22 protein-coding genes are annotated in these 17,967 nt (G+C 55.5%); 10 read left to right on the top strand and 12 right to left on the bottom strand.

The window, feature by feature from the left end; genetic code table 11:
* The first annotated feature begins 206 nt into the window (after positions 1 to 206).
* Entirely contained in the window at positions 207 to 671 is a 465-nt protein-coding gene (locus ACQG1Y_RS02090) for an FxsA family protein (protein ID WP_003855925.1), read from the top strand.
* Between the two features lie 23 nt (positions 672 to 694).
* On the opposite strand, the gene yjeH is transcribed toward ACQG1Y_RS02090, so the two are convergent.
* The gene (gene yjeH, locus ACQG1Y_RS02095; protein WP_032104117.1) at positions 695 to 1,942 is read right to left on the bottom strand and encodes an L-methionine/branched-chain amino acid transporter; all 1,248 of its coding nucleotides are present in this window, start codon (positions 1,940 to 1,942) and stop codon (positions 695 to 697) included.
* A 178-nt stretch (positions 1,943 to 2,120) separates the two neighbouring features.
* Here yjeH and ACQG1Y_RS02100 point away from each other — a divergent pair, with 178 nt between their 5' ends.
* Complete coding sequence (locus ACQG1Y_RS02100; RefSeq protein ID WP_003855929.1) at positions 2,121 to 2,414, top strand: co-chaperone GroES; 294 nt, start codon at positions 2,121 to 2,123, stop codon at positions 2,412 to 2,414.
* A gap of 39 nt (positions 2,415 to 2,453) precedes the next feature.
* The gene (gene groL, locus ACQG1Y_RS02105) at positions 2,454 to 4,100 is read left to right on the top strand and encodes a chaperonin GroEL (protein ID WP_015572446.1); all 1,647 of its coding nucleotides are present in this window, start codon (positions 2,454 to 2,456) and stop codon (positions 4,098 to 4,100) included.
* Positions 4,101 to 4,165: 65 nt separating this feature from the next.
* Here the strand turns inward: groL and iadA are convergent, their stop codons facing one another.
* Genes iadA through ACQG1Y_RS02120 form a run of 3 tightly spaced genes read right to left on the bottom strand, consistent with a single transcriptional unit; the run spans position 4,166 to position 6,445 of the window.
* Entirely contained in the window at positions 4,166 to 5,329 is a 1,164-nt protein-coding gene (iadA, locus tag ACQG1Y_RS02110) for a beta-aspartyl-peptidase (RefSeq protein ID WP_368740778.1), read from the bottom strand.
* A gap of 10 nt (positions 5,330 to 5,339) precedes the next feature.
* Positions 5,340 to 5,801: a YjiG family protein gene (locus tag ACQG1Y_RS02115; RefSeq protein ID WP_015572448.1), complete on the bottom strand. Its 462-nt coding sequence runs from the start codon at positions 5,799 to 5,801 to the stop codon at positions 5,340 to 5,342.
* The gene (locus tag ACQG1Y_RS02120) at positions 5,798 to 6,445 is read right to left on the bottom strand and encodes a nucleoside recognition domain-containing protein (RefSeq protein ID WP_017694685.1); all 648 of its coding nucleotides are present in this window, start codon (positions 6,443 to 6,445) and stop codon (positions 5,798 to 5,800) included. The genes ACQG1Y_RS02115 and ACQG1Y_RS02120 overlap by 4 nt, the downstream gene beginning before the upstream one ends.
* Positions 6,446 to 6,678: 233 nt before the next feature.
* Between ACQG1Y_RS02120 and ACQG1Y_RS02125 the strand changes: the two genes are divergently transcribed.
* Positions 6,679 to 7,032: a DUF4156 domain-containing protein gene (locus ACQG1Y_RS02125; protein ID WP_003855938.1), complete on the top strand. Its 354-nt coding sequence runs from the start codon at positions 6,679 to 6,681 to the stop codon at positions 7,030 to 7,032.
* 65 nt (positions 7,033 to 7,097) lie between these two features.
* On the opposite strand, the gene epmB is transcribed toward ACQG1Y_RS02125, so the two are convergent.
* Positions 7,098 to 8,126 carry an EF-P beta-lysylation protein EpmB gene (gene epmB, locus ACQG1Y_RS02130; protein WP_023295789.1) on the bottom strand — a complete coding sequence of 343 codons (1,029 nt, stop codon included), beginning with the start codon at positions 8,124 to 8,126 and terminating at the stop codon, positions 7,098 to 7,100.
* Between the two features lie 40 nt (positions 8,127 to 8,166).
* On the opposite strand from epmB, the gene efp reads away from it, so the two are divergent.
* The 3 genes from efp (at position 8,167) to ecnB (ending at position 9,177) form a co-directional block, all read left to right on the top strand.
* Positions 8,167 to 8,733 (top strand): elongation factor P, encoded by a 567-nt coding sequence (efp, locus tag ACQG1Y_RS02135; protein ID WP_003855940.1) that lies wholly within the window; start codon positions 8,167 to 8,169, stop codon positions 8,731 to 8,733.
* 57 nt (positions 8,734 to 8,790) lie between these two features.
* Complete coding sequence (locus ACQG1Y_RS02140; protein WP_015572451.1) at positions 8,791 to 8,922, top strand: entericidin A/B family lipoprotein; 132 nt, start codon at positions 8,791 to 8,793, stop codon at positions 8,920 to 8,922.
* A gap of 108 nt (positions 8,923 to 9,030) precedes the next feature.
* On the top strand, positions 9,031 to 9,177 hold the full coding sequence (gene ecnB / locus ACQG1Y_RS02145) for a lipoprotein toxin entericidin B (protein ID WP_003855942.1): 147 nt from the start codon (positions 9,031 to 9,033) through the stop codon (positions 9,175 to 9,177).
* Positions 9,178 to 9,214: 37 nt separating this feature from the next.
* On the opposite strand, the gene ACQG1Y_RS02150 is transcribed toward ecnB, so the two are convergent.
* Positions 9,215 to 9,814, bottom strand: a complete 600-nt coding sequence (locus ACQG1Y_RS02150; RefSeq protein WP_015572452.1) for a helix-turn-helix transcriptional regulator — start codon at positions 9,812 to 9,814, stop codon at positions 9,215 to 9,217.
* A 262-nt stretch (positions 9,815 to 10,076) separates the two neighbouring features.
* Between ACQG1Y_RS02150 and sugE the strand changes: the two genes are divergently transcribed.
* Positions 10,077 to 10,394, top strand: coding sequence for a quaternary ammonium compound efflux SMR transporter SugE (sugE, locus tag ACQG1Y_RS02155; protein ID WP_015572453.1), 318 nt, complete (start codon positions 10,077 to 10,079; stop codon positions 10,392 to 10,394).
* Here sugE and ACQG1Y_RS02160 read toward each other — a convergent pair.
* On the bottom strand, positions 10,391 to 10,921 hold the full coding sequence (locus ACQG1Y_RS02160) for a lipocalin family protein (protein WP_077580151.1): 531 nt from the start codon (positions 10,919 to 10,921) through the stop codon (positions 10,391 to 10,393). The genes sugE and ACQG1Y_RS02160 overlap by 4 nt on opposite strands.
* A gap of 158 nt (positions 10,922 to 11,079) precedes the next feature.
* On the bottom strand, positions 11,080 to 12,225 hold the full coding sequence (locus tag ACQG1Y_RS02165; RefSeq protein WP_017694683.1) for a cephalosporin-hydrolyzing class C beta-lactamase ACT-17: 1,146 nt from the start codon (positions 12,223 to 12,225) through the stop codon (positions 11,080 to 11,082).
* A gap of 133 nt (positions 12,226 to 12,358) precedes the next feature.
* Here ACQG1Y_RS02165 and ampR point away from each other — a divergent pair, with 133 nt between their 5' ends.
* A complete protein-coding gene (gene ampR, locus ACQG1Y_RS02170) occupies positions 12,359 to 13,234 on the top strand; it encodes a LysR family transcriptional regulator AmpR (protein ID WP_128772049.1) in 876 nt (291 codons plus the stop codon).
* 29 nt (positions 13,235 to 13,263) lie between these two features.
* Here ampR and frdD read toward each other — a convergent pair whose 3' ends face one another.
* The 4 genes from frdD to frdA are packed head-to-tail and all read right to left on the bottom strand — an operon-like array spanning position 13,264 to position 16,557.
* Positions 13,264 to 13,623, bottom strand: coding sequence for a fumarate reductase subunit FrdD (frdD, locus tag ACQG1Y_RS02175; RefSeq protein ID WP_000609653.1), 360 nt, complete (start codon positions 13,621 to 13,623; stop codon positions 13,264 to 13,266).
* 10 nt (positions 13,624 to 13,633) lie between these two features.
* Positions 13,634 to 14,029, bottom strand: a complete 396-nt coding sequence (frdC, locus tag ACQG1Y_RS02180; protein WP_017383964.1) for a fumarate reductase subunit FrdC — start codon at positions 14,027 to 14,029, stop codon at positions 13,634 to 13,636.
* Positions 14,030 to 14,039: 10 nt separating this feature from the next.
* A complete protein-coding gene (frdB, locus tag ACQG1Y_RS02185; protein ID WP_006810403.1) occupies positions 14,040 to 14,774 on the bottom strand; it encodes a fumarate reductase iron-sulfur protein in 735 nt (244 codons plus the stop codon).
* Positions 14,767 to 16,557, bottom strand: a complete 1,791-nt coding sequence (gene frdA / locus ACQG1Y_RS02190) for a fumarate reductase (quinol) flavoprotein subunit (RefSeq protein WP_128772048.1) — start codon at positions 16,555 to 16,557, stop codon at positions 14,767 to 14,769. The genes frdB and frdA overlap by 8 nt, the downstream gene beginning before the upstream one ends.
* A gap of 310 nt (positions 16,558 to 16,867) precedes the next feature.
* Between frdA and epmA the strand changes: the two genes are divergently transcribed.
* Entirely contained in the window at positions 16,868 to 17,845 is a 978-nt protein-coding gene (gene epmA, locus ACQG1Y_RS02195) for an elongation factor P--(R)-beta-lysine ligase (protein WP_015572459.1), read from the top strand.
* The last annotated feature ends 122 nt before the right edge of the window (positions 17,846 to 17,967 follow it).

A 17,967-nucleotide genomic window follows, 5' to 3' on the forward strand; every position in this document is an offset into this window, starting at 1 on the left:
GAATTGCCGTAAGCTGGATCACTTATTATCGACCCGATTTCATGATAATTATTAATCTGTGAAATATGTCACCGCTTTAATATTTCCAGAAAAAATATCCGTGCAAACCGATTGAATTTTGGCTAATCGTCACCATTTCTTATCTACGCGCTTCGCGAACACATTCAGTCAGGGGCCGGAAGGCACCTGCCACACAGGAGATGCCAGTGCGCTGGATACCATTTATTGCTTTCTTTCTTTATGTTTACATTGAGATTTCGATTTTCATTCAGGTTGCCCATGTGCTGGGCGTCCTGCTGACGCTGATTCTGGTGATCTTCACCTCCGTCATCGGCATGTCGCTGGTGCGCAATCAGGGTTTCAAAAATTTCCTGTTAATGCAGCAGAAGATGGCCGCAGGCGAAAGCCCGGCAGCCGAGATGATCAAAAGCGTGTCGCTGATTATTGCTGGCCTGCTGCTGATCCTGCCTGGTTTCTTCACCGACTTCCTCGGCCTGCTGTTGCTGTTGCCGCCGGTGCAGAAGCATCTGACCATGAAGCTGCTGCCGCACCTGCGTTTCAGCCGTATGCCAGGCGGTGGTTTCAGCACCGGCCCGGGGGATACCTTTGAAGGGGAATATCAGCGTAAGGATGAGCAGCGCGACCGGTTAGATCATAAAGACGATCGGTGAGTTTGTGGCCCGGTGGCGCTCGCTCACCGGGCCTGCGGCTTTTGCCGCTTCGGTAAAAACACCCACAGCCCCGCCAGCATGACGATGGCGTACACACTCTTCCATCCCACCATCGCCAGCAGCATCAGGCACAGGACACACCCGACAGCCGCCAGCGCTTTAAAGCGTCCTTTCAGTAGCCGACAGCCCGCCAGCATGCACAGCAGGTAGATCATGATGAAAATACCGTTGGCGTAGACAATCAGCGCGTCAAGGTTGATGTCGAGGAGATAAATGGCCAGGGAACTCACCACGCAGCAGCCCAGTACGCTATTCAGCGCATTCACCGGAAGCTGACGCTTTGACAGGCGTGAGAGGGGGCTATCCGGTTTATAAAGTGCCTGAGACCACACCAGCCGGGCGAAGCTCTGAATATAGATGTTGAGGCTGGCAAAGCAGGCGAGATAGCCAATCACGCAGGCTACCCACAGGGCCTTAACGCCAAACAGCTGCACCACGATGCCCGGCAGCGACGCAGCGGCGGCTTTCTCTTCACCGAACGCGTTGAAGTGCAGCACCAGTACGGTACAGGCCCAGTACACGGTACCCGCCAGCAGCAGGCCAATCATCAGGGCGCGGGGGAAATCACGCTCGGGCTGTTTAAACTCGGATGCCAGATGAGCGAACGCCTCCAGACCGACGAAACACCAGAACATGACGGATAGTGCAGCGAAAAGCTGTGCGTGGTCGATGTCGTTAATCGCGGGGAAAGGAATATCCGCCACCGTAATGTCACCCGCAAACCAGATGGCGACGATCAGCGCGACAATTAACACGGCGACCAGCGTTTGCAGATTGGCGCTGGAACTGGCCCCGCGTGAGCCTACCCACCAGACAATCGCCAGCGTACCGAGTTCAGCCAGCAGCAACTGTTCATCGTGCCAGCCAAACAGCGCCTGTCCGAAGCCGGTTGCGATATGCAGGGCTGCCGGAAGGCCAACGGGTATCACCGACAAAAATAGCCAGCCGGTGACGCGCTCCATTCGCGGCCCAAACGCCATGCCGACAAAATGCGCTACGCCGCCTGCGCTCGGGAAGTGCCGCCCGAGTATGGCAAAGACAATCGCCACCGGAAACACCAGTACGATCAGCACCGGCCATGCCCAAAGACTGTTATTGCCGGCAACCAATGCCGCCAGCGCGGGAACCGCAAATACCCCCGTGCCTAATAAAGACGTTGAGAGTAAGCCAATGCCCTGCGCCAGCCCCAACTCCTGCCTGAGTCCACTCATTTACCTCGTCCCGCCACCATCAAAAGAGAGTGGATGGTAACACTTTCGCAAATTTTTTTTCGATTACCCCTTGAAGGGGTAAAAAGCTATCCCCATCTCTCAGGGCACTAGCCGGAAAACCGCATGCGGACCGGCGTCATCCATAACTGATAATGACTTTCTCAAAGGAGAGCTATCAATGAGTATTCGTCCGTTACATGATCGTGTGATCGTCAAACGTAAAGAAGTTGAAACCAAGTCTGCTGGCGGCATCGTTCTGACCGGTTCAGCAGCAGCAAAATCAACGCGTGGCGAAATCATCGCTGTCGGTAAGGGCCGCATCCTGGAAAACGGAACTGTGCAGCCACTGGACGTTAAAGTTGGTGACATCGTCATTTTCAACGATGGCTACGGCGTGAAATCCGAGAAGATCGACAATGAAGAAGTTTTGATCATGTCCGAGAGCGACATTCTGGCAATTGTTGAAGCGTAATTAACGCACGAAACTGTACGAATTTGAGGAAATAAGAACATGGCAGCTAAAGACGTAAAATTCGGTAACGACGCTCGTGTAAAAATGCTCCGCGGCGTAAACGTACTGGCAGACGCAGTGAAAGTCACTCTGGGCCCGAAAGGCCGTAACGTAGTGCTGGACAAATCCTTCGGCGCGCCAACCATCACCAAAGATGGTGTTTCTGTTGCACGTGAAATCGAGCTGGAAGACAAGTTCGAAAACATGGGCGCACAGATGGTGAAAGAAGTTGCCTCTAAAGCGAACGACGCTGCCGGTGACGGTACCACCACCGCGACCGTACTGGCGCAGGCGATCATCACCGAAGGCCTGAAAGCCGTTGCTGCGGGCATGAACCCAATGGATCTGAAACGTGGTATCGACAAAGCTGTCGCCTCTGCTGTTGAAGAACTGAAAGCGCTGTCCGTACCGTGCTCTGACTCTAAAGCCATTGCTCAGGTTGGTACTATCTCCGCTAACTCCGACGAAACCGTAGGTAAACTGATCGCTGAAGCGATGGATAAAGTCGGTAAAGAAGGCGTGATCACCGTTGAAGACGGTACTGGTCTGGAAGACGAACTGGACGTGGTTGAAGGTATGCAGTTCGACCGCGGTTACCTGTCTCCATACTTCATCAACAAGCCAGAAACTGGCGCTGTTGAGCTGGAAAGCCCGTTCATCCTGCTGGCTGACAAGAAAATCTCCAACATCCGCGAAATGCTGCCAGTGCTGGAAGCCGTTGCGAAAGCAGGCAAGCCGCTGGTAATCATTGCTGAAGACGTTGAAGGCGAAGCGCTGGCGACTCTGGTGGTTAACACCATGCGTGGCATCGTGAAAGTGGCAGCGGTTAAAGCACCTGGCTTCGGCGATCGTCGTAAAGCGATGCTTCAGGATATCGCTACCCTGACTGGCGGTACCGTGATCTCCGAAGAGATCGGTATGGAGCTGGAAAAAGCGACCCTGGAAGACCTGGGCCAGGCGAAACGCGTTGTGATCAACAAAGACACCACCACCATCATCGACGGTGTGGGTGAAGAAGCTGCTATTCAGGGCCGTGTTGGTCAGATCCGTAAGCAGATCGAAGAAGCAACTTCCGATTACGACCGTGAAAAACTCCAGGAGCGCGTAGCGAAACTGGCAGGCGGCGTAGCGGTAATCAAAGTCGGTGCGGCTACCGAAGTTGAAATGAAAGAGAAGAAAGCACGCGTTGACGACGCCCTGCACGCGACCCGTGCTGCGGTAGAAGAAGGCGTGGTTGCTGGTGGTGGTGTCGCGCTGGTGCGTGTAGCCGCTAAACTGGCTGGCCTGACTGCTCAGAACGAAGACCAGAACGTGGGTATCAAAGTTGCGCTGCGCGCGATGGAAGCTCCTCTGCGTCAGATCGTGTCCAACGCCGGTGAAGAGCCGTCTGTGGTTGCGAACAACGTGAAAGCGGGTGAAGGTAACTACGGTTACAACGCGGCAACTGAAGAATACGGCAACATGATCGACTTCGGTATCCTGGATCCAACTAAAGTGACCCGTTCTGCACTGCAATACGCGGCATCTGTAGCTGGTCTGATGATCACGACCGAGTGCATGGTGACCGACCTGCCTAAAGGCGACGCGCCTGACTTAGGTGCTGCTGGTGGTATGGGCGGCATGGGTGGCATGGGCGGCATGATGTAATCATGTTGTTCTGAACCTCTCAGAACGAACCCCGGGCAGCAATGCCCGGGGTTTTTTATTGTCTTCTACTCAAACGTGCCTTTCACGCACACAACGCCTCCACTTACCATCTGGCGGCCTTTCGCCCAGACCTCGCGGATCTTCAGATCATCGGTCAGCACCAGGACGTCGGCATCGCATCCGGGCGCGATCCGCCCTTTATGCTCCAGGCCGAGAAATTCCGCCACGTTACGCGTAAACGGCAGAAGCGCCTCCTCCAGCGGCAGGTGATACCGGCCGACCAGCTGCTGTAGCGTCTCAAGCAGGGATTCAAATCCCGCCACGCCAATGCCAACAAGATTACCATTTGCGTCAAAATTCGGCTGGCTGCCGTTGCCATCCGAGCTGAGCGTGAGCCGGTTAAACGGCACCTGTGCTTCACGGGCCGTCGCGATAGCGGTGGCGGCATCAACAGGCTCGCTGATGCTGGTGGTGATGTCGATGTACCCCCCTTCGCGGGCATAGTCCAGTGCGGCGTGGAACAGTGCCTGGGCGCGGTTGACGTGAGTTGGCAGCAGCTTCGTGCGGGGCACGTCGGCGTTATTCAGGATGTTAAGCAGCGGCTCCAGCAGTTTCGGGCTGTTGCCGAGGTGAAACACGGATATCCCCGCTTTGGCACCCAGCAGCCCGCCGACGCGTGACTGGGCGGCCATATTCGCGAGCTGGTCATCTGCCGGCGCGGAAGAGCGATGGTCGGAAATCGCGCATTTCACGCCAATGATTTTATCAATCAGCGCCACATCCTTTTCGATACTGCCGGTAATCGTCGGAGAAGGCAGGCCATACGCGCCTGTCAGCATCCACGTGCTGATCCCTTCATGCTCAAGCGCCCGCGTTTTCGCCAGCAGCGACTCGGGATGGCGGGTCACGCCGTCGGTGCCCAGCAGGCCAACAACGGAGGTGATGCCAGCCGCCACCAGCGCAGACAATCGCACCTCTGGCGTCCGGGTGTGGGGACCGGCTTCACCGCCGCCGCCAATCAGGTGTACATGCTGATCGATAAACCCCGGACAAACCACCGCTCCGGCGAGATCGCTTTCAGGACAGTCTGGCCTCGTTGTGGCGTGGCCCGCTTTTTCGACTGCGACGATTTTTCCTCCGGCAATCAGCAGATCGCTATGCCCAAGATCCTCGGGAGCGTAAAGCTGCGCATTGCGGAAAAGGTGCGGTTCCAGCACTGAAAAATCCATTTTTATCTCCTCAGAAGAGTAGCTGCATCACCCACATTGAGAGCAGGGCGTTAATGACGCAGATAGTGATGATGTGCGGATAATACTTCGGGTTGACGCCTGCGGTGCCAAGGCAACGGCCCGTGTTTTGCACCGGATTACCCATCAGATAGATGGCGGGCAGCAGGATGGTGGCATCGTGACCGTTGAGCGTGCCGGCAGCGACCAGACTGGCGCAGACCCCCACACCGCCGCCCATGCTCATTACCGAGGCCAGAAGAACCGTTGCCGCCGCACCCGGAAGCCCCCACAGGGCCATGATGGGCTCGCATACCCTGCCGACAATATCCAGCAGGCCGGTTACCTTGAGCGCCTGAATGATGACAAACGCCATGACCACGTTCGGCAGCAGGCTGGTGGTGGCGATGGTAAAGCCGCGGCGGGCGCCATCAATAAACAGGTCCATGATATTTTTACGCGGCTGGGCGATCATTTTTCCTCCTGAACGCGGCGAACTTCCATGTGGGCGATCCACAGTCGCAGGAAGTTCGCGCCAACAAATTTGAACACCAGAATGACGGCAAGCGGCGTGATCACCGGGACGGTAATAAAGGTAAAGAGTGCGGCACCGGAAGAAAAATAGTTGGTAATAATGGCGCTACCGCTGGTCTGGAAGGTGGCGAAAATGGCGCGTTCATGGTCAGTAATCGCCCCTTCGTCAGTCAACTCTTTGGTCATCCCTGCGGCTGCATCGGTATTTTGCAGGTTGGCGATAAGCGCCAGAGAGCAGATGCCCGGCACGCCGAGCAGCGGGCGCAGAATGGGCGTCATGAGCTGTTGTGCGGCGCGCAGCCCGCCCAGCCCCTCGGTAACGGCAATGATCCCGAGCGATAAAATGACCGAGGGGGCCAGTTCAAGGGCAAATAAAAAACCGTCTTTCGCTCCTGTGCCGCCCTCACCGCGAAACGTCAGCGCGCCGTTCACCGGTCCAAAGCTGCCGTTCAGCACGGTGAAATCCAGCACGCGCCACCATTCGGTACTTTTGGCGAAAAAACCTGAGAAAAATACGATGGTGAGCACGAACGCCAGATAGCCCACCCAGGTTACTTTTTCCTCTCCTGAGGATGATGCACTCATGAAACCCCCTTTTTTGAGTCGCGTACAAAAGTTGTACGTCGCATCACTAAAAACGATCGGGGGCTAAAACACGATATCCCAAAGGTTATTATCAGAATTCATTTAAGATGTCGGAGGAGTGCCAGCGGAATCTGGCTCGCAGAAATGCTCAGCATTTTTCTTTTGGTCATCTTTTTAGTATAAGGTTTACACGCGGACAACTACTGTCCAGCTTATTGAAAACGAGGAATAACATGCGCATAAAAGTCTGTGCAGGGATTGTAGGTGCAGCATTGCTGCTGGCGGGTTGTAGCACCAGCAATGAGCTGACGGCAGCGGGCCAGAGCGTTCGCTTTGTGGAAGATAAGCCGGGCAGCGAATGCCAGCTGTTAGGCACCGCCACTGGCGAGCAAAGCAACTGGATGTCGGGGCAGCACGGCGAAGAGGGCGGCTCTATGCGCGGTGCGGCCAATGCCCTGCGTAATCAGGCTGCGGCAATGGGCGGCAACGTCATTTACGGGGTGAGCAGCCCGACGCAGGGGATGCTGTCCAGCTTTGTGCCAACCGCCAGCCAGATGAACGGCCAGGTCTATAAGTGCCCGAACTGATATAACTTTTTGATGGCGCTGCCGCTTTATCTCCAGGGCAGGTAAGCGTAGCGCCACCTGCCTTTTTACTGCTGCCGCAGCTGCAAATCCAGCGGCGTCTTACTCGGCTCTCCGCCAATCTCACGTGCCAGCTTCGGCACCATATAACCCGAAACCAGCGTTAACAGCTCGCGCATAATCTTCCGGGCCTCTTCATCTGTCACCATGAAGTGCGCCGCGCCCTGGACGCGATCCAGAACATGCAGGTAATAGGGCATTACGCCCGCATCAAATAAGGCATTGCTGAGATCGGCCAGCACGCGGGCGCTGTCGTTCACGCCGCGCAGTAATACGCTCTGGTTGAGCAGCGTCACGCCTGCCTTTCGCATACGCGCCATCGCCGCACGAAAGTCCGCGTCAATTTCATTCGCGTGGTTGATATGGTTCACCAGCAGCACCTGCAAACGGGACTGCTCCAGGCGCGTGACCAGGGCGTCGGTGATACGCGCCGGGATGACGATCGGTAAACGGCTGTGAATGCGCAGACGCTTAATGTGCGGGATGGTCTCAAGCTGAGTCAGCAGCCAGTCCAGCTCATGATCTTTTGCCATCAGCGGGTCGCCGCCGGAAAAGATGATTTCATCCAGCTCCGGGTGCGCCGCGATGTAGTCCAGTGCCACCTGCCAGTTGCGTTTATTGCCCTGATTTTCGGCGTACGGGAAGTGGCGACGGAAGCAATAGCGGCAATTTACCGCGCAACCACCCTTAACCAGCAGCAGGGCGCGATTACGGTATTTATGCAGCAAACCCGGTACGACACTGTTTTGCTCTTCCAGCGGATCGGTGCTGTATCCGGGGGCGGTAATAAACTCATCCTGAGAGGTAAGGGTTTGTTTTAATAATGGATCATCAGGGTTACCCTTTTCCATTCGGGCAACAAACGCGCGGGGAACGCGCAGGGCGAAAAGGCGCTTCGCCTCACGACCTGCACGCAACGCTTCGTGCTGTTCGAGGTCTAAAAGACGCAGCAATTCATCAGGACTGGTGATTACATCGGCAAGTTGCGATAACCAATCTTCTCTGGACGGGGTGTTTAGGGTTACAATATGCGCCATTTTGTGGCTTAGCTACCAGTTAACAAATTTAGAGGGCCTTATGGCAACGTACTATAGCAACGATTTTCGTGCTGGTCTTAAAATCATGATGGACGGCGAACCGTACGCGGTTGAAGCCAGCGAATTCGTTAAACCAGGTAAAGGCCAGGCATTCGCACGCGTTAAGCTGCGCCGCCTGCTGACCGGTACCCGTGTTGAGAAAACCTTCAAATCTACTGACTCCGCTGAAGGCGCTGATGTTGTCGATATGAACCTGACTTACCTGTACAACGACGGTGAGTTCTGGCACTTCATGAACAACGAAACCTTCGAGCAGCTGTCTGCGGACGCGAAAGCGATTGGCGACAACGCCAAGTGGCTGCTGGATCAGGCTGAGTGCATCGTTACCCTGTGGAACGGTCAGCCTATCGCGGTTACGCCTCCGAACTTCGTTGAGCTGGAAATCGTTGAAACCGATCCAGGTCTGAAAGGTGATACCGCAGGTACTGGCGGCAAGCCTGCCACCCTGTCTACCGGCGCGGTGGTTAAAGTGCCACTGTTCGTACAGATCGGTGAAGTGATCAAAGTGGATACCCGCTCCGGCGAATACGTATCCCGCGTGAAGTAATTTACGTCATGATTAAAGGCGCAGCGCCCGCTGCGCCTGATTTTGCAGGCAGGGAAGATGAAACGTACCGTTAAAATTCTGCTTCTGTTAGCGTTCTCCAGCGCAATTCTCTCCGGTTGCAACACCGCGCGTGGCGTGGGCGAAGATATTCAGGATCTCGGCCATATCATTTCCCATGCGGCCAGCTAATTCCGTCTAATTTTCCTAAAAATTCTTCCTTTTCCGTCAAACGACAAGATCTTGTCTATTCTTAAGTTGCTATACACAAAATAACTTTGGCTATAAAAGGAAGATATTATGGTTAAGAAAACAATTGCAGCGATCTTTTCTGTTCTGGTGCTTTCTTCGGTACTGACTGCATGTAACACCACCCGTGGCGTAGGGGAAGATATCTCCGACGGTGGTAACGCGATTTCTGGCGCAGCAACTAAAGCTCAGAACTAATGAAAGCGACGGTACGGCAGCTAACTTCACCGTACCGTCAATTCTCCACTTCCTGTAGCGATAAAAACGGGGAGTAACGCGTATCCATATGAAGCTTCATGCGGATATTGCGTTTGTACGTATACACCGTTTTTCCGTTAATGCGCAGATTGCTGGCAATTTTCTGGTTGCTCGCACCATCCATCCACAGGGTCAGTACTCTCTCTTCCTGACGCGTCAGTAACGGTGCCGCCATTTCCGGAAGCTCCGCGCTTGCGCATGTCGTTAGCGCGTCGTTTATCACCGCCGCCAGTTTTTCCAGATCGGTATTTTTGGAAAGTGAAGACCATATCGGGAACTGCGCCAGATAATCTGTCATCTCCTGCTCCTGCCCCGATTGCAGCATAATAAAAGGCAATGTTTCGCTGGCAATAAGCAGGGAAGATAGCTGCTGAAAATGGTGTAAATCCTGCCGGAAGCCCGATAAATCAGCGATGACCAGCGCAGGTTTCCATTGCAGGATATGCTCTCTGGCGAGGAAAAGATTATTTACCCCGGTTACGACGAAATGACCCGAAAACAGGTCTGAATGATTGAGCCAGGCTTCAAATCCCGTGCGGGTGAAGTGACAACGGTCAATCAAAAGAATTTTGAACATATAATTTTCGCAGTCGGCTAGTGGTTTGGCTTCCTGCCATCAGAAAGCCTATCATCATAGAGAAGTCGGATGAGTCATAAATGCCTGAACTCCGTGCCTTACTGAGGCTATTTCTTGCCTTAACGTGTTCAGCAGAAAAAGTTTGAAAAAAAATTCCATGCTAACCAAAATATAAGGCGCAACCTCAGCCTTGCGGGACGACCCGTAAGCGCTTCATTCATCGGGGACGGCCCCAACTTGTCGTTAAGTTAAGGAGCCTGATATGTCCTGGATCGTTCTTGTTATTGCCGGTTTGCTCGAAGTGGTATGGGCAATTGGCCTGAAATATACCCACGGTTTTACCCGCCTGACGCCCAGCGTCATCACTATCGCCGCAATGATTGTCAGTATCGTCATGCTGTCATGGGCGATGCGAACCTTGCCAGTCGGAACGGCTTACGCTGTCTGGACTGGAATTGGCGCGGTAGGGGCTGCCATTACCGGCATTCTGCTGCTGGGGGAGTCTGCGAGTCTGGCGCGCATCGCCAGCCTCGCGTTAATCGTCGCGGGTATCATCGGGTTAAAACTCAGTACGCACTAATGCAGCTGTTTTACCCAGATTAATTTCGTCACGTCAAACCCTTGCCGGGTCGCTATGTCCAGCATCTGCTGTTTCATTTCCGCCGGGATCGTTGGCGTGCGAGAGAGGATCCACAGATAGTTGCGATCCGGCCCACACACCAGCGCGTGGCGGTACTCTCTGTCCAGCGCAATGACGTTATACCCGCCGTAGAATGGGCCGATGAAAGAGATTTTCATGGCCGCGCGGTTAGACGCGCCGGTGAAATAGGCCTGACCAACTGACTGCTGCCACACCTGGCGATCCGGGTTATAGCCGCGGTTAATGACCCGGATCCCACCGTCATCCATCGCGCTGTAGCTGACCGTGACTTTCTCTAAGCCCCGTTCGAACTGATGATCCATTCGGGCGATTTCATACCAGGTGCCGAGGAAGCGCTGTGCGTCGAAATTACTGACTACCGTGACGCCAGGCGGAGGAGTAGGGGAACTGCAAGCAACCACTAAAAACGCGGCTGTTACTGCGGCAATAACAGGCAGAATGCGCATAGGAGTTTCCTTACTGTTTTTTGTTAAGTGTAGATGACAGCAAGGAAAATGCGGGAGATTGTGCAGGGTGTTTTGCCGGGTGACGGCTTCGCCTTACCCGGCCTACAAAGTTCACGCGTTGTGTAGGCCGGGTAAGCGCAGCGCCACCCGGCAATGTTTTACTGTAGCGCCTCGAGGATATGGTATGCCGCCTCAACGCGTGCCGGGTTCGGATAGCTTGTATTCGCGAGCATCACAATACCGATCTGCTTTTCAGGAATAAAGGCCACGTAGCTGCCAAACCCGCCAGTAGAGCCCGTTTTATGGACCCAGGACGCTTTGACCGGGGGAGCCGGTGGATTCACTTCTGCCACGGGCAACGGCGCCAGTGCTACCTTACTGTCGCTGCCCTCGACCACCGTGTTGGCCTCCACGGGCCAGTTGAGCATCTCCCAGCCCAGACCCTGATACATTGACCCGATACGCCAGTAGCGCGACTGTGCCAGCGCGATGCCCTGCTTAAGTGAGGCATCAGCAACGTTCTCCGGCGCCATGTTTGCCATGACCCAGTTCGCCATATCCTGCACGTTGGTTTTCACGCCATAGGCTTGTGCATCCAGCATACCCGGCGAAACGCGCACCGCTTTACCGTCACGATAGCCCCAGGCGTAATGCGCCTCTTCCGCTTTCGGCACGTTAATCCAGGTATGGTCCAGCTTGAGCGGCTTAAGGACCCGCGTCGTCATGGCCTGCTCATAGGGCATGCCAGAAGGTTTGACCGCCAGCGCACCAAAAAGACCGATGCTGGCGTTGGCGTAAAGACGCGTTGTGCCAGGCTTCCACTGCGGCTGCCAGTTTTGATAAAAGCGCAGCAGGGAGGCGTTATCCGTGACCTCATCCGGTACCTGTAGCGGCAGGCCGCCAGCGGTGTAGGTGGCGAGATCCAGCATACGAATACCCTGCCACTGCTTGCCCGTCAGCTGTGGCCAGTATCTGGTCACCGGATCGTCCAGCGAAATTTCACCGCGAGCAATGGCATCCCCACCTAAAACGCCGGTGAAGGTTTTACTTATAGAACCCAGCTCGAACAGGGTCTGAGGCGTAACGGGTTTATTCGCCGCGATATCGGCCTTGCCAAACGTGTAATAGTGCGGTTTTCCCTGATAAATAACGGCCACCGCCATGCCTGGAACAGACTGGGCTTTCATCAGCGGGGTAACCGTATTCGCTACCACCTCCGCCAGCTGTTTTTCTGACACTGGCGTGGCGAGAGCAGAGCAAGAGATGCCGAGCAGCAGGGCGCAGCAAAGGGATTTTTTCATCATCAGTAATCTTCCGTAATAGCGAGTCAAGGGGGATGTCCGGGCCCGTCAGACAGGCGTAGTCTGTTGGATTTGACTGTGCCTGACAAACGGTTAAATTTAGCATTAGCTGTTAATTTTTCTAACGGAAGCGACCATGACGCGAAGCTATCTCCCCCTCAATTCGCTTCGGGCTTTTGAGGCCGCCGCAAGACATCTCAGCTTTACGCATGCGGCCATTGAACTGAACGTGACGCATTCGGCTATTAGCCAGCATGTGAAAACGCTGGAGCAGCACCTGAACTGTCAGCTGTTCGTTCGCGTGTCGCGCGGGCTGATGTTGACTACCGAGGGCGAAAATTTACTGCCGGTGCTGAATGATTCGTTCGATCGTATAGCCGGAATGCTGGATCGCTTCGCTAACCATCGTGCGCAGGAGAAGCTGAAAATCGGCGTGGTGGGTACGTTTGCCACCGGGGTCTTATTCTCGCAGCTGGAGGATTTTCGCCGTGGCTATCCGCACATCGATCTTCAGCTTTCCACCCATAACAACCGCGTTGATCCGGCTGCCGAAGGGCTTGACTATACGATCCGCTACGGTGGCGGGGCGTGGCACGGTACCGAGGCTGAATTTCTTTGTCATGCGCCGCTCGCGCCGCTGTGTACGCCTGATATCGCCGCCAGTCTGCACAGTCCGGCCGACATCCTCAGGTTTACGCTGCTGCGCTCCTACCGACGCGACGAGTGGACCGCGTGGATGCAGGCGGCCGGCGAGCATCCCCCTTCGCCAACGCACCGCGTGATGGTATTTGATTCGTCCGTGACCATGCTGGAGGCCGCTCAGGCAGGGGTGGGTATTGCTATTGCGCCTGTCGATATGTTTACCCATCTGTTAGCCAGCGAGCGCATTGCGCAGCCCTTTGCGACGCAGATTGAGCTTGGCAGCTACTGGCTGACCCGATTGCAGTCCCGGGCAGAAACGCCAGCCATGCGCGAATTTTCCCGGTGGCTGGTGGAGAAGATGAAAAAGTAAAAAGCCCGCCGGATGGCGGGCCTGTTCAGTCAGATGGTGACCACGGCAATCAACGTGACGACCGTCAGAATGGTCGCCAGACCGTAGAAGACCCATTTACCGCTTGGCACATGGATTTTCAGATCGTGCATCGCATGGTGGATACGGTGCAGACCACACCACAGCGGCAGGACGATCATCAGGAAGATGAACACGCGGCCAATAAAGCTGCTCGCAAAGGCCAGTACGCGCTCATAGCTCAGCGCATCGCCCGGGAACAGCCCCAGCGGCAGCATTATCCCGACCAGCAGGATAATGACCGGGGCAATAATGGCGCTCCACATGCCGCCTGCGCCAAACAGCCCCCAGAAGACCGGCTCGTCTGAACGTTTTGGATTTGGATTGATCACAGTAGTCTCCTTACCAGAACAGTGCGACAAACAGAATGACCACAGAGACAACTGCCGTCACTGCCCAGAGCCCTTTAATGACCGGCTCTGGCCCCATTTTTTCGCCTTTTACAATGATGTTCGCTGCTTTTGGCGCCAGTTCAAACCAGGTTTTGGTATGAAGCAGCGCGGCGGCGAGCACAATCAGGTTCAGCACAACGATGATTGGGTTTTGCAGGAAGCCCACAAAACTGGCCCAGGCTTCCGGGCCGTGCTTGAGGGCATAAACCCCGTACAGCAGTTCGAGGCTGAACCAGACCGCGGGAACAGCCGTGCCTTCACGCAGCATATAGAAGCGATAAAACGGCAGTTTTTTCCACCAGGTGGACGGCATTGGTCGCACGTAGGCTTTGCGTTTAGTCGTCATCATGCACTCCTTAGCGTGGTTTCAGGGTAGCGATAAGAAAGTCTTTCGAGCTTTCCACCTTTCCCTGCTGAATGGCGGCGGCCGGGTCGACATGCTTCGGACAGACTTCGGAGCAGTAACCGACAAACGTGCAGGTCCAGACCCCGTTCTGGCTGTTCAACTGGGCCATACGTTCTTTTTTGCCGTGGTCCCGGCTGTCTTCGTTATAACGGTGCGCCAGGGTAATGGCGGCCGGGCCGATAAACTCAGGGTTCAGGCCAAACTGCGGACAGGCGGCGTAGCACAGGCCGCAGTTGATGCAGCCGGAGAACTGATGGTATTTCGCCATCTGCGCGGGCGTCTGGGTGTTTGGCCCCTGATCCGGCGTGCGCGGGTTGCCGATGATGTACGGCTTAATCGCTTCGAGGCTTTCGATAAAGTGGGTCATGTCGACCACCAGATCGCGCTCAATCGGGAAGTTGCCCAGCGCTTCAACCTTGATACCTTTGGTGTAATCACGCAGGAAGGTTTTACACGCCAGCTTTGGCACCTTGTTGACCATCATGCCGCAGGAGCCGCAAATTGCCATGCGGCAGGACCAGCGGTAGCTCAGGTCTGGGGCCAGGTTATCTTTGATATAGCCGAGCGCATCCAGCAGGGAGGTTTGCTCGTCGTAAGGGACTTCATAGAAAGCGCTGTGCGGCGCGGCGTCCACTTCCGGATTGTAGCGCACCACTTCAATTTTCAGTTTTTGCATCTCAGCCATTCGCCTTCTCCTTCTTATCGGCGGCTTCTGCTTCTGCACCGTACACGCGTTTCGCCGGTGGCAGCGTGGTGATTTTCACGTCGCTGTAGTCCAGTTGCGTAGTGCCATCCGCATCGCGCCAGGCGAGAGTGTGTTTAAGGAAATTGACGTCGTCACGTTCGGTGCAGCCCTCATCCAGGCGCTGGTGCGCACCGCGGGACTCTTTACGCGCCAGGGCGGAATGGGCCATACATTCTGCGACGTTCAGGCCGTGGCCCAGTTCAATGGTATAAAGCAGATCGGTATTGAAGACGCTGGAGGTGTCGGTGATGCGCACGCGTTTGAAGCGCTCCTGCAACTCGGCCAGCTTGTCGACGGTTTTCTGCATCAGCTCTGGCGTACGGTAGATCCCGCAGCCTTCTTCCATCGACAGCCCCATTTCGTCGCGGATCTTCGACCAGTTTTCGTTACCTTCCTGGTTCACCAGGTCTTTCAGGCGTTTTTCGACGTCTGCAACCTGCGCATCCAGCGCCGCGCTGTTAGCTTCACCTGTCGTTGCGGCACGCTCCATAGCACGTTCGCCCGCCATGCGACCAAAGACCACCAGCTCAGCCAGCGAGTTCGAGCCCAGACGGTTTGCGCCGTGCAGACCGACGGAGGAACACTCGCCCACCGCAAACAGCCCTTCGATGCGGGTTTCGCACTGCTGGTCGGTTTCGATACCGCCCATGGTGTAGTGCGCGGTTGGACGCACCGGGATCGGCTCTTTCACCGGATCGACGCCCACATAGGCTTTCGCCAGCTCGCAGATAAACGGCAGACGCTCCAGCAGTTTCTTCTTGCCGAGATGACGCAGGTCGAGATGCACCACGTCGCCGCGCGGCGTTGAGATGGTGTTGCCTTTGCGCCACTCGTGCCAGAAAGCCTGAGAAACTTTGTCGCGTGGGCCGAGTTCCATGTATTTGTTTTTCGGCTCGCCAAGCGGGGTTTCCGGACCCATGCCGTAATCCTGCAAATAGCGATAGCCGTTTTTGTTGACCAGAATACCGCCTTCACCGCGGCAGCCTTCCGTCATCAGTATGCCGGAGCCCGGCAGGCCGGTTGGGTGATACTGGACGAACTCCATATCACGCAGCGGGACGCCGTGGCTGAGCGCCATGCCCATACCGTCACCGGTGACGATGCCGCCGTTGGTGTTGTAGCGGTATACGCGACCCGCACCGCCCGTTGCCATCACCACCGCATTCGCGCGGATCTGGACAAGCGTGCCTTCCATCATGTTCATCGCCACCAGTCCGCGCGCATGACCGTCGTCGACCAGAATGTCGAGAACGAAATGTTCGTCAAAGCGCTGGATTTGTGGGAACTGGAGGGAGGTCTGGAACAGGGTGTGCAGCATGTGGAAGCCGGTCTTATCGGCGGCAAACCAGGTGCGTTCGATCTTCATGCCACCGAAGCGGCGGACGTTGACGCTCCCGTCCGGACGGCGGCTCCACGGGCATCCCCACTGTTCCAGCTGGGTCATTTCCGTTGGGCAATGGTGCACGAAGTAATCAACGACATCCTGTTCGCAAAGCCAGTCGCCCCCTGCAACCGTGTCGTGGAAATGGTATTCGAAGCTGTCATGATCCTGCGCGACGGCGGCGGATCCTCCTTCTGCGGCTACCGTGTGGCTGCGCATCGGATAGACCTTTGAAATCAATGCGATTTTAGCGTTCGGATTGGCTTGTGCCGCAGCAATTGCAGCGCGTAATCCAGCCCCGCCAGCGCCTATTACGGCAAGATCGGCTTGAAAAGTTTGCACGACATTCCTCCAGATTTTTGTTTTCCCGCAACGGGATGAACTAAAGGACGTTCACCTGCCCGAACGGGCGATTGCGGAAGCGATTCCACTGCTCCTTTATGGGTAAAACAGTATAACCGCGTAGAAGTGAGGGAAATTTGACGTGTTCGATTTTTTTGCTGTTCTGTGCGGTGATTTATCATCGTGATTAATGAATGGCGTCACAGTATTTCTCTGTGCAATGAAAAAGGACTTTTACTGTGCAAAATTTGTCTCTGCCCCGGCTTACGAGTAGACTTCGTGCCCTTGTCTGAAAACGGAGAAATAACTCATGAGCGAAACGGCCACCTGGCAGCCGAGCGCATCCATTCCAAACCTGCTAAAGCGCGCAGCAATTATGGCGGAGATCCGCCGTTTCTTTGCCGACCGCGGCGTCCTGGAGGTGGAAACGCCGTGCATGAGTCAGGCGACGGTCACGGATATTCATCTGGTCCCGTTTGAAACCCGTTTTGTTGGCCCAGGCCACTCTCAGGGCATGAATCTGTATCTGATGACCAGCCCGGAATACCATATGAAGCGTCTGCTGGCGGCCGGGTGTGGTCCGGTCTATCAGCTGTGCCGTAGCTTCCGTAATGAAGAGATGGGCCGACACCATAATCCGGAATTCACCATGCTGGAGTGGTACCGCCCGCACTACGACATGTATCGTCTGATGAACGAAGTTGACGATCTGCTGCAACAGGTGCTGGATTGCGCGGAAGCTGAAACGCTCTCCTATCAGCAGGCCTTCCAGCGCCATCTGGAAATCGATCCACTGTCGGCTGATAAAACACAGCTGCGTGAAGTGGCGGCAAAACTGGATCTGAGCAACGTGGCGGATAACGAAGAGGATCGCGACACGCTGCTGCAACTGCTGTTCACCTTTGGTGTTGAACCGCAGATTGGCAAAGATCGTCCGACGTTTGTCTATCACTTCCCGGCCAGCCAGGCCTCACTGGCGCAGATCAGCACCGAAGATCACCGCGTGGCGGAGCGTTTTGAGGTGTATTTCAAAGGCATCGAGCTGGCGAACGGTTTCCACGAGCTGACCGACGCGCGCGAACAGCAGCAGCGTTTCGAGCAGGATAACCGCAAGCGCAACGCGCGCGGTCTGCCGCAGCAGCCGATTGATACTCATCTGCTGGAAGCGCTTAAAGCCGGTCTGCCGGACTGCTCCGGCGTGGCGCTGGGTGTGGATCGCCTGGTCATGCTGGCGCTGGGTGCCGAGCACCTGGGCGATGTGATTGCCTTTACGGTCGATCGCGCCTGAAAAAATGCCGGGTGGCGCTGCGCTTACCCGGCCTACTCGATCATTTAACTCTGCCACATTAAAAACTGCTCATTTCTCTCTATACGGGTCTTTTTCTTAATTTGACTCGGATAGCCACATTG

Origin of the sequence: Enterobacter cloacae complex sp. 397G4 (assembly GCF_050031515.1) — a bacterium.
Lineage (GTDB): Bacteria > Pseudomonadota > Gammaproteobacteria > Enterobacterales > Enterobacteriaceae > Enterobacter > Enterobacter hormaechei_C.

Coding starts and splice junctions, on each gene's coding strand:
- yjeH (WP_032104117.1), bottom strand. CDS start 1,942: ATGAGTGGACTCAGGCAGGAGTTGGGGCTGGCGCAGGGCATTGGCTTA.
- ACQG1Y_RS02100 (WP_003855929.1), top strand. CDS start 2,121: ATGAGTATTCGTCCGTTACATGATCGTGTGATCGTCAAACGTAAAGAA.
- groL (WP_015572446.1), top strand. CDS start 2,454: ATGGCAGCTAAAGACGTAAAATTCGGTAACGACGCTCGTGTAAAAATG.
- iadA (WP_368740778.1), bottom strand. CDS start 5,329: ATGGATTTTTCAGTGCTGGAACCGCACCTTTTCCGCAATGCGCAGCTT.
- ACQG1Y_RS02115 (WP_015572448.1), bottom strand. CDS start 5,801: ATGATCGCCCAGCCGCGTAAAAATATCATGGACCTGTTTATTGATGGC.
- ACQG1Y_RS02120 (WP_017694685.1), bottom strand. CDS start 6,445: ATGAGTGCATCATCCTCAGGAGAGGAAAAAGTAACCTGGGTGGGCTAT.
- ACQG1Y_RS02125 (WP_003855938.1), top strand. CDS start 6,679: ATGCGCATAAAAGTCTGTGCAGGGATTGTAGGTGCAGCATTGCTGCTG.
- epmB (WP_023295789.1), bottom strand. CDS start 8,126: ATGGCGCATATTGTAACCCTAAACACCCCGTCCAGAGAAGATTGGTTA.
- efp (WP_003855940.1), top strand. CDS start 8,167: ATGGCAACGTACTATAGCAACGATTTTCGTGCTGGTCTTAAAATCATG.
- ACQG1Y_RS02140 (WP_015572451.1), top strand. CDS start 8,791: ATGAAACGTACCGTTAAAATTCTGCTTCTGTTAGCGTTCTCCAGCGCA.
- ecnB (WP_003855942.1), top strand. CDS start 9,031: ATGGTTAAGAAAACAATTGCAGCGATCTTTTCTGTTCTGGTGCTTTCT.
- ACQG1Y_RS02150 (WP_015572452.1), bottom strand. CDS start 9,814: ATGTTCAAAATTCTTTTGATTGACCGTTGTCACTTCACCCGCACGGGA.
- sugE (WP_015572453.1), top strand. CDS start 10,077: ATGTCCTGGATCGTTCTTGTTATTGCCGGTTTGCTCGAAGTGGTATGG.
- ACQG1Y_RS02160 (WP_077580151.1), bottom strand. CDS start 10,921: ATGCGCATTCTGCCTGTTATTGCCGCAGTAACAGCCGCGTTTTTAGTG.
- ACQG1Y_RS02165 (WP_017694683.1), bottom strand. CDS start 12,225: ATGATGAAAAAATCCCTTTGCTGCGCCCTGCTGCTCGGCATCTCTTGC.
- ampR (WP_128772049.1), top strand. CDS start 12,359: ATGACGCGAAGCTATCTCCCCCTCAATTCGCTTCGGGCTTTTGAGGCC.
- frdC (WP_017383964.1), bottom strand. CDS start 14,029: ATGACGACTAAACGCAAAGCCTACGTGCGACCAATGCCGTCCACCTGG.
- frdB (WP_006810403.1), bottom strand. CDS start 14,774: ATGGCTGAGATGCAAAAACTGAAAATTGAAGTGGTGCGCTACAATCCG.
- epmA (WP_015572459.1), top strand. CDS start 16,868: ATGAGCGAAACGGCCACCTGGCAGCCGAGCGCATCCATTCCAAACCTG.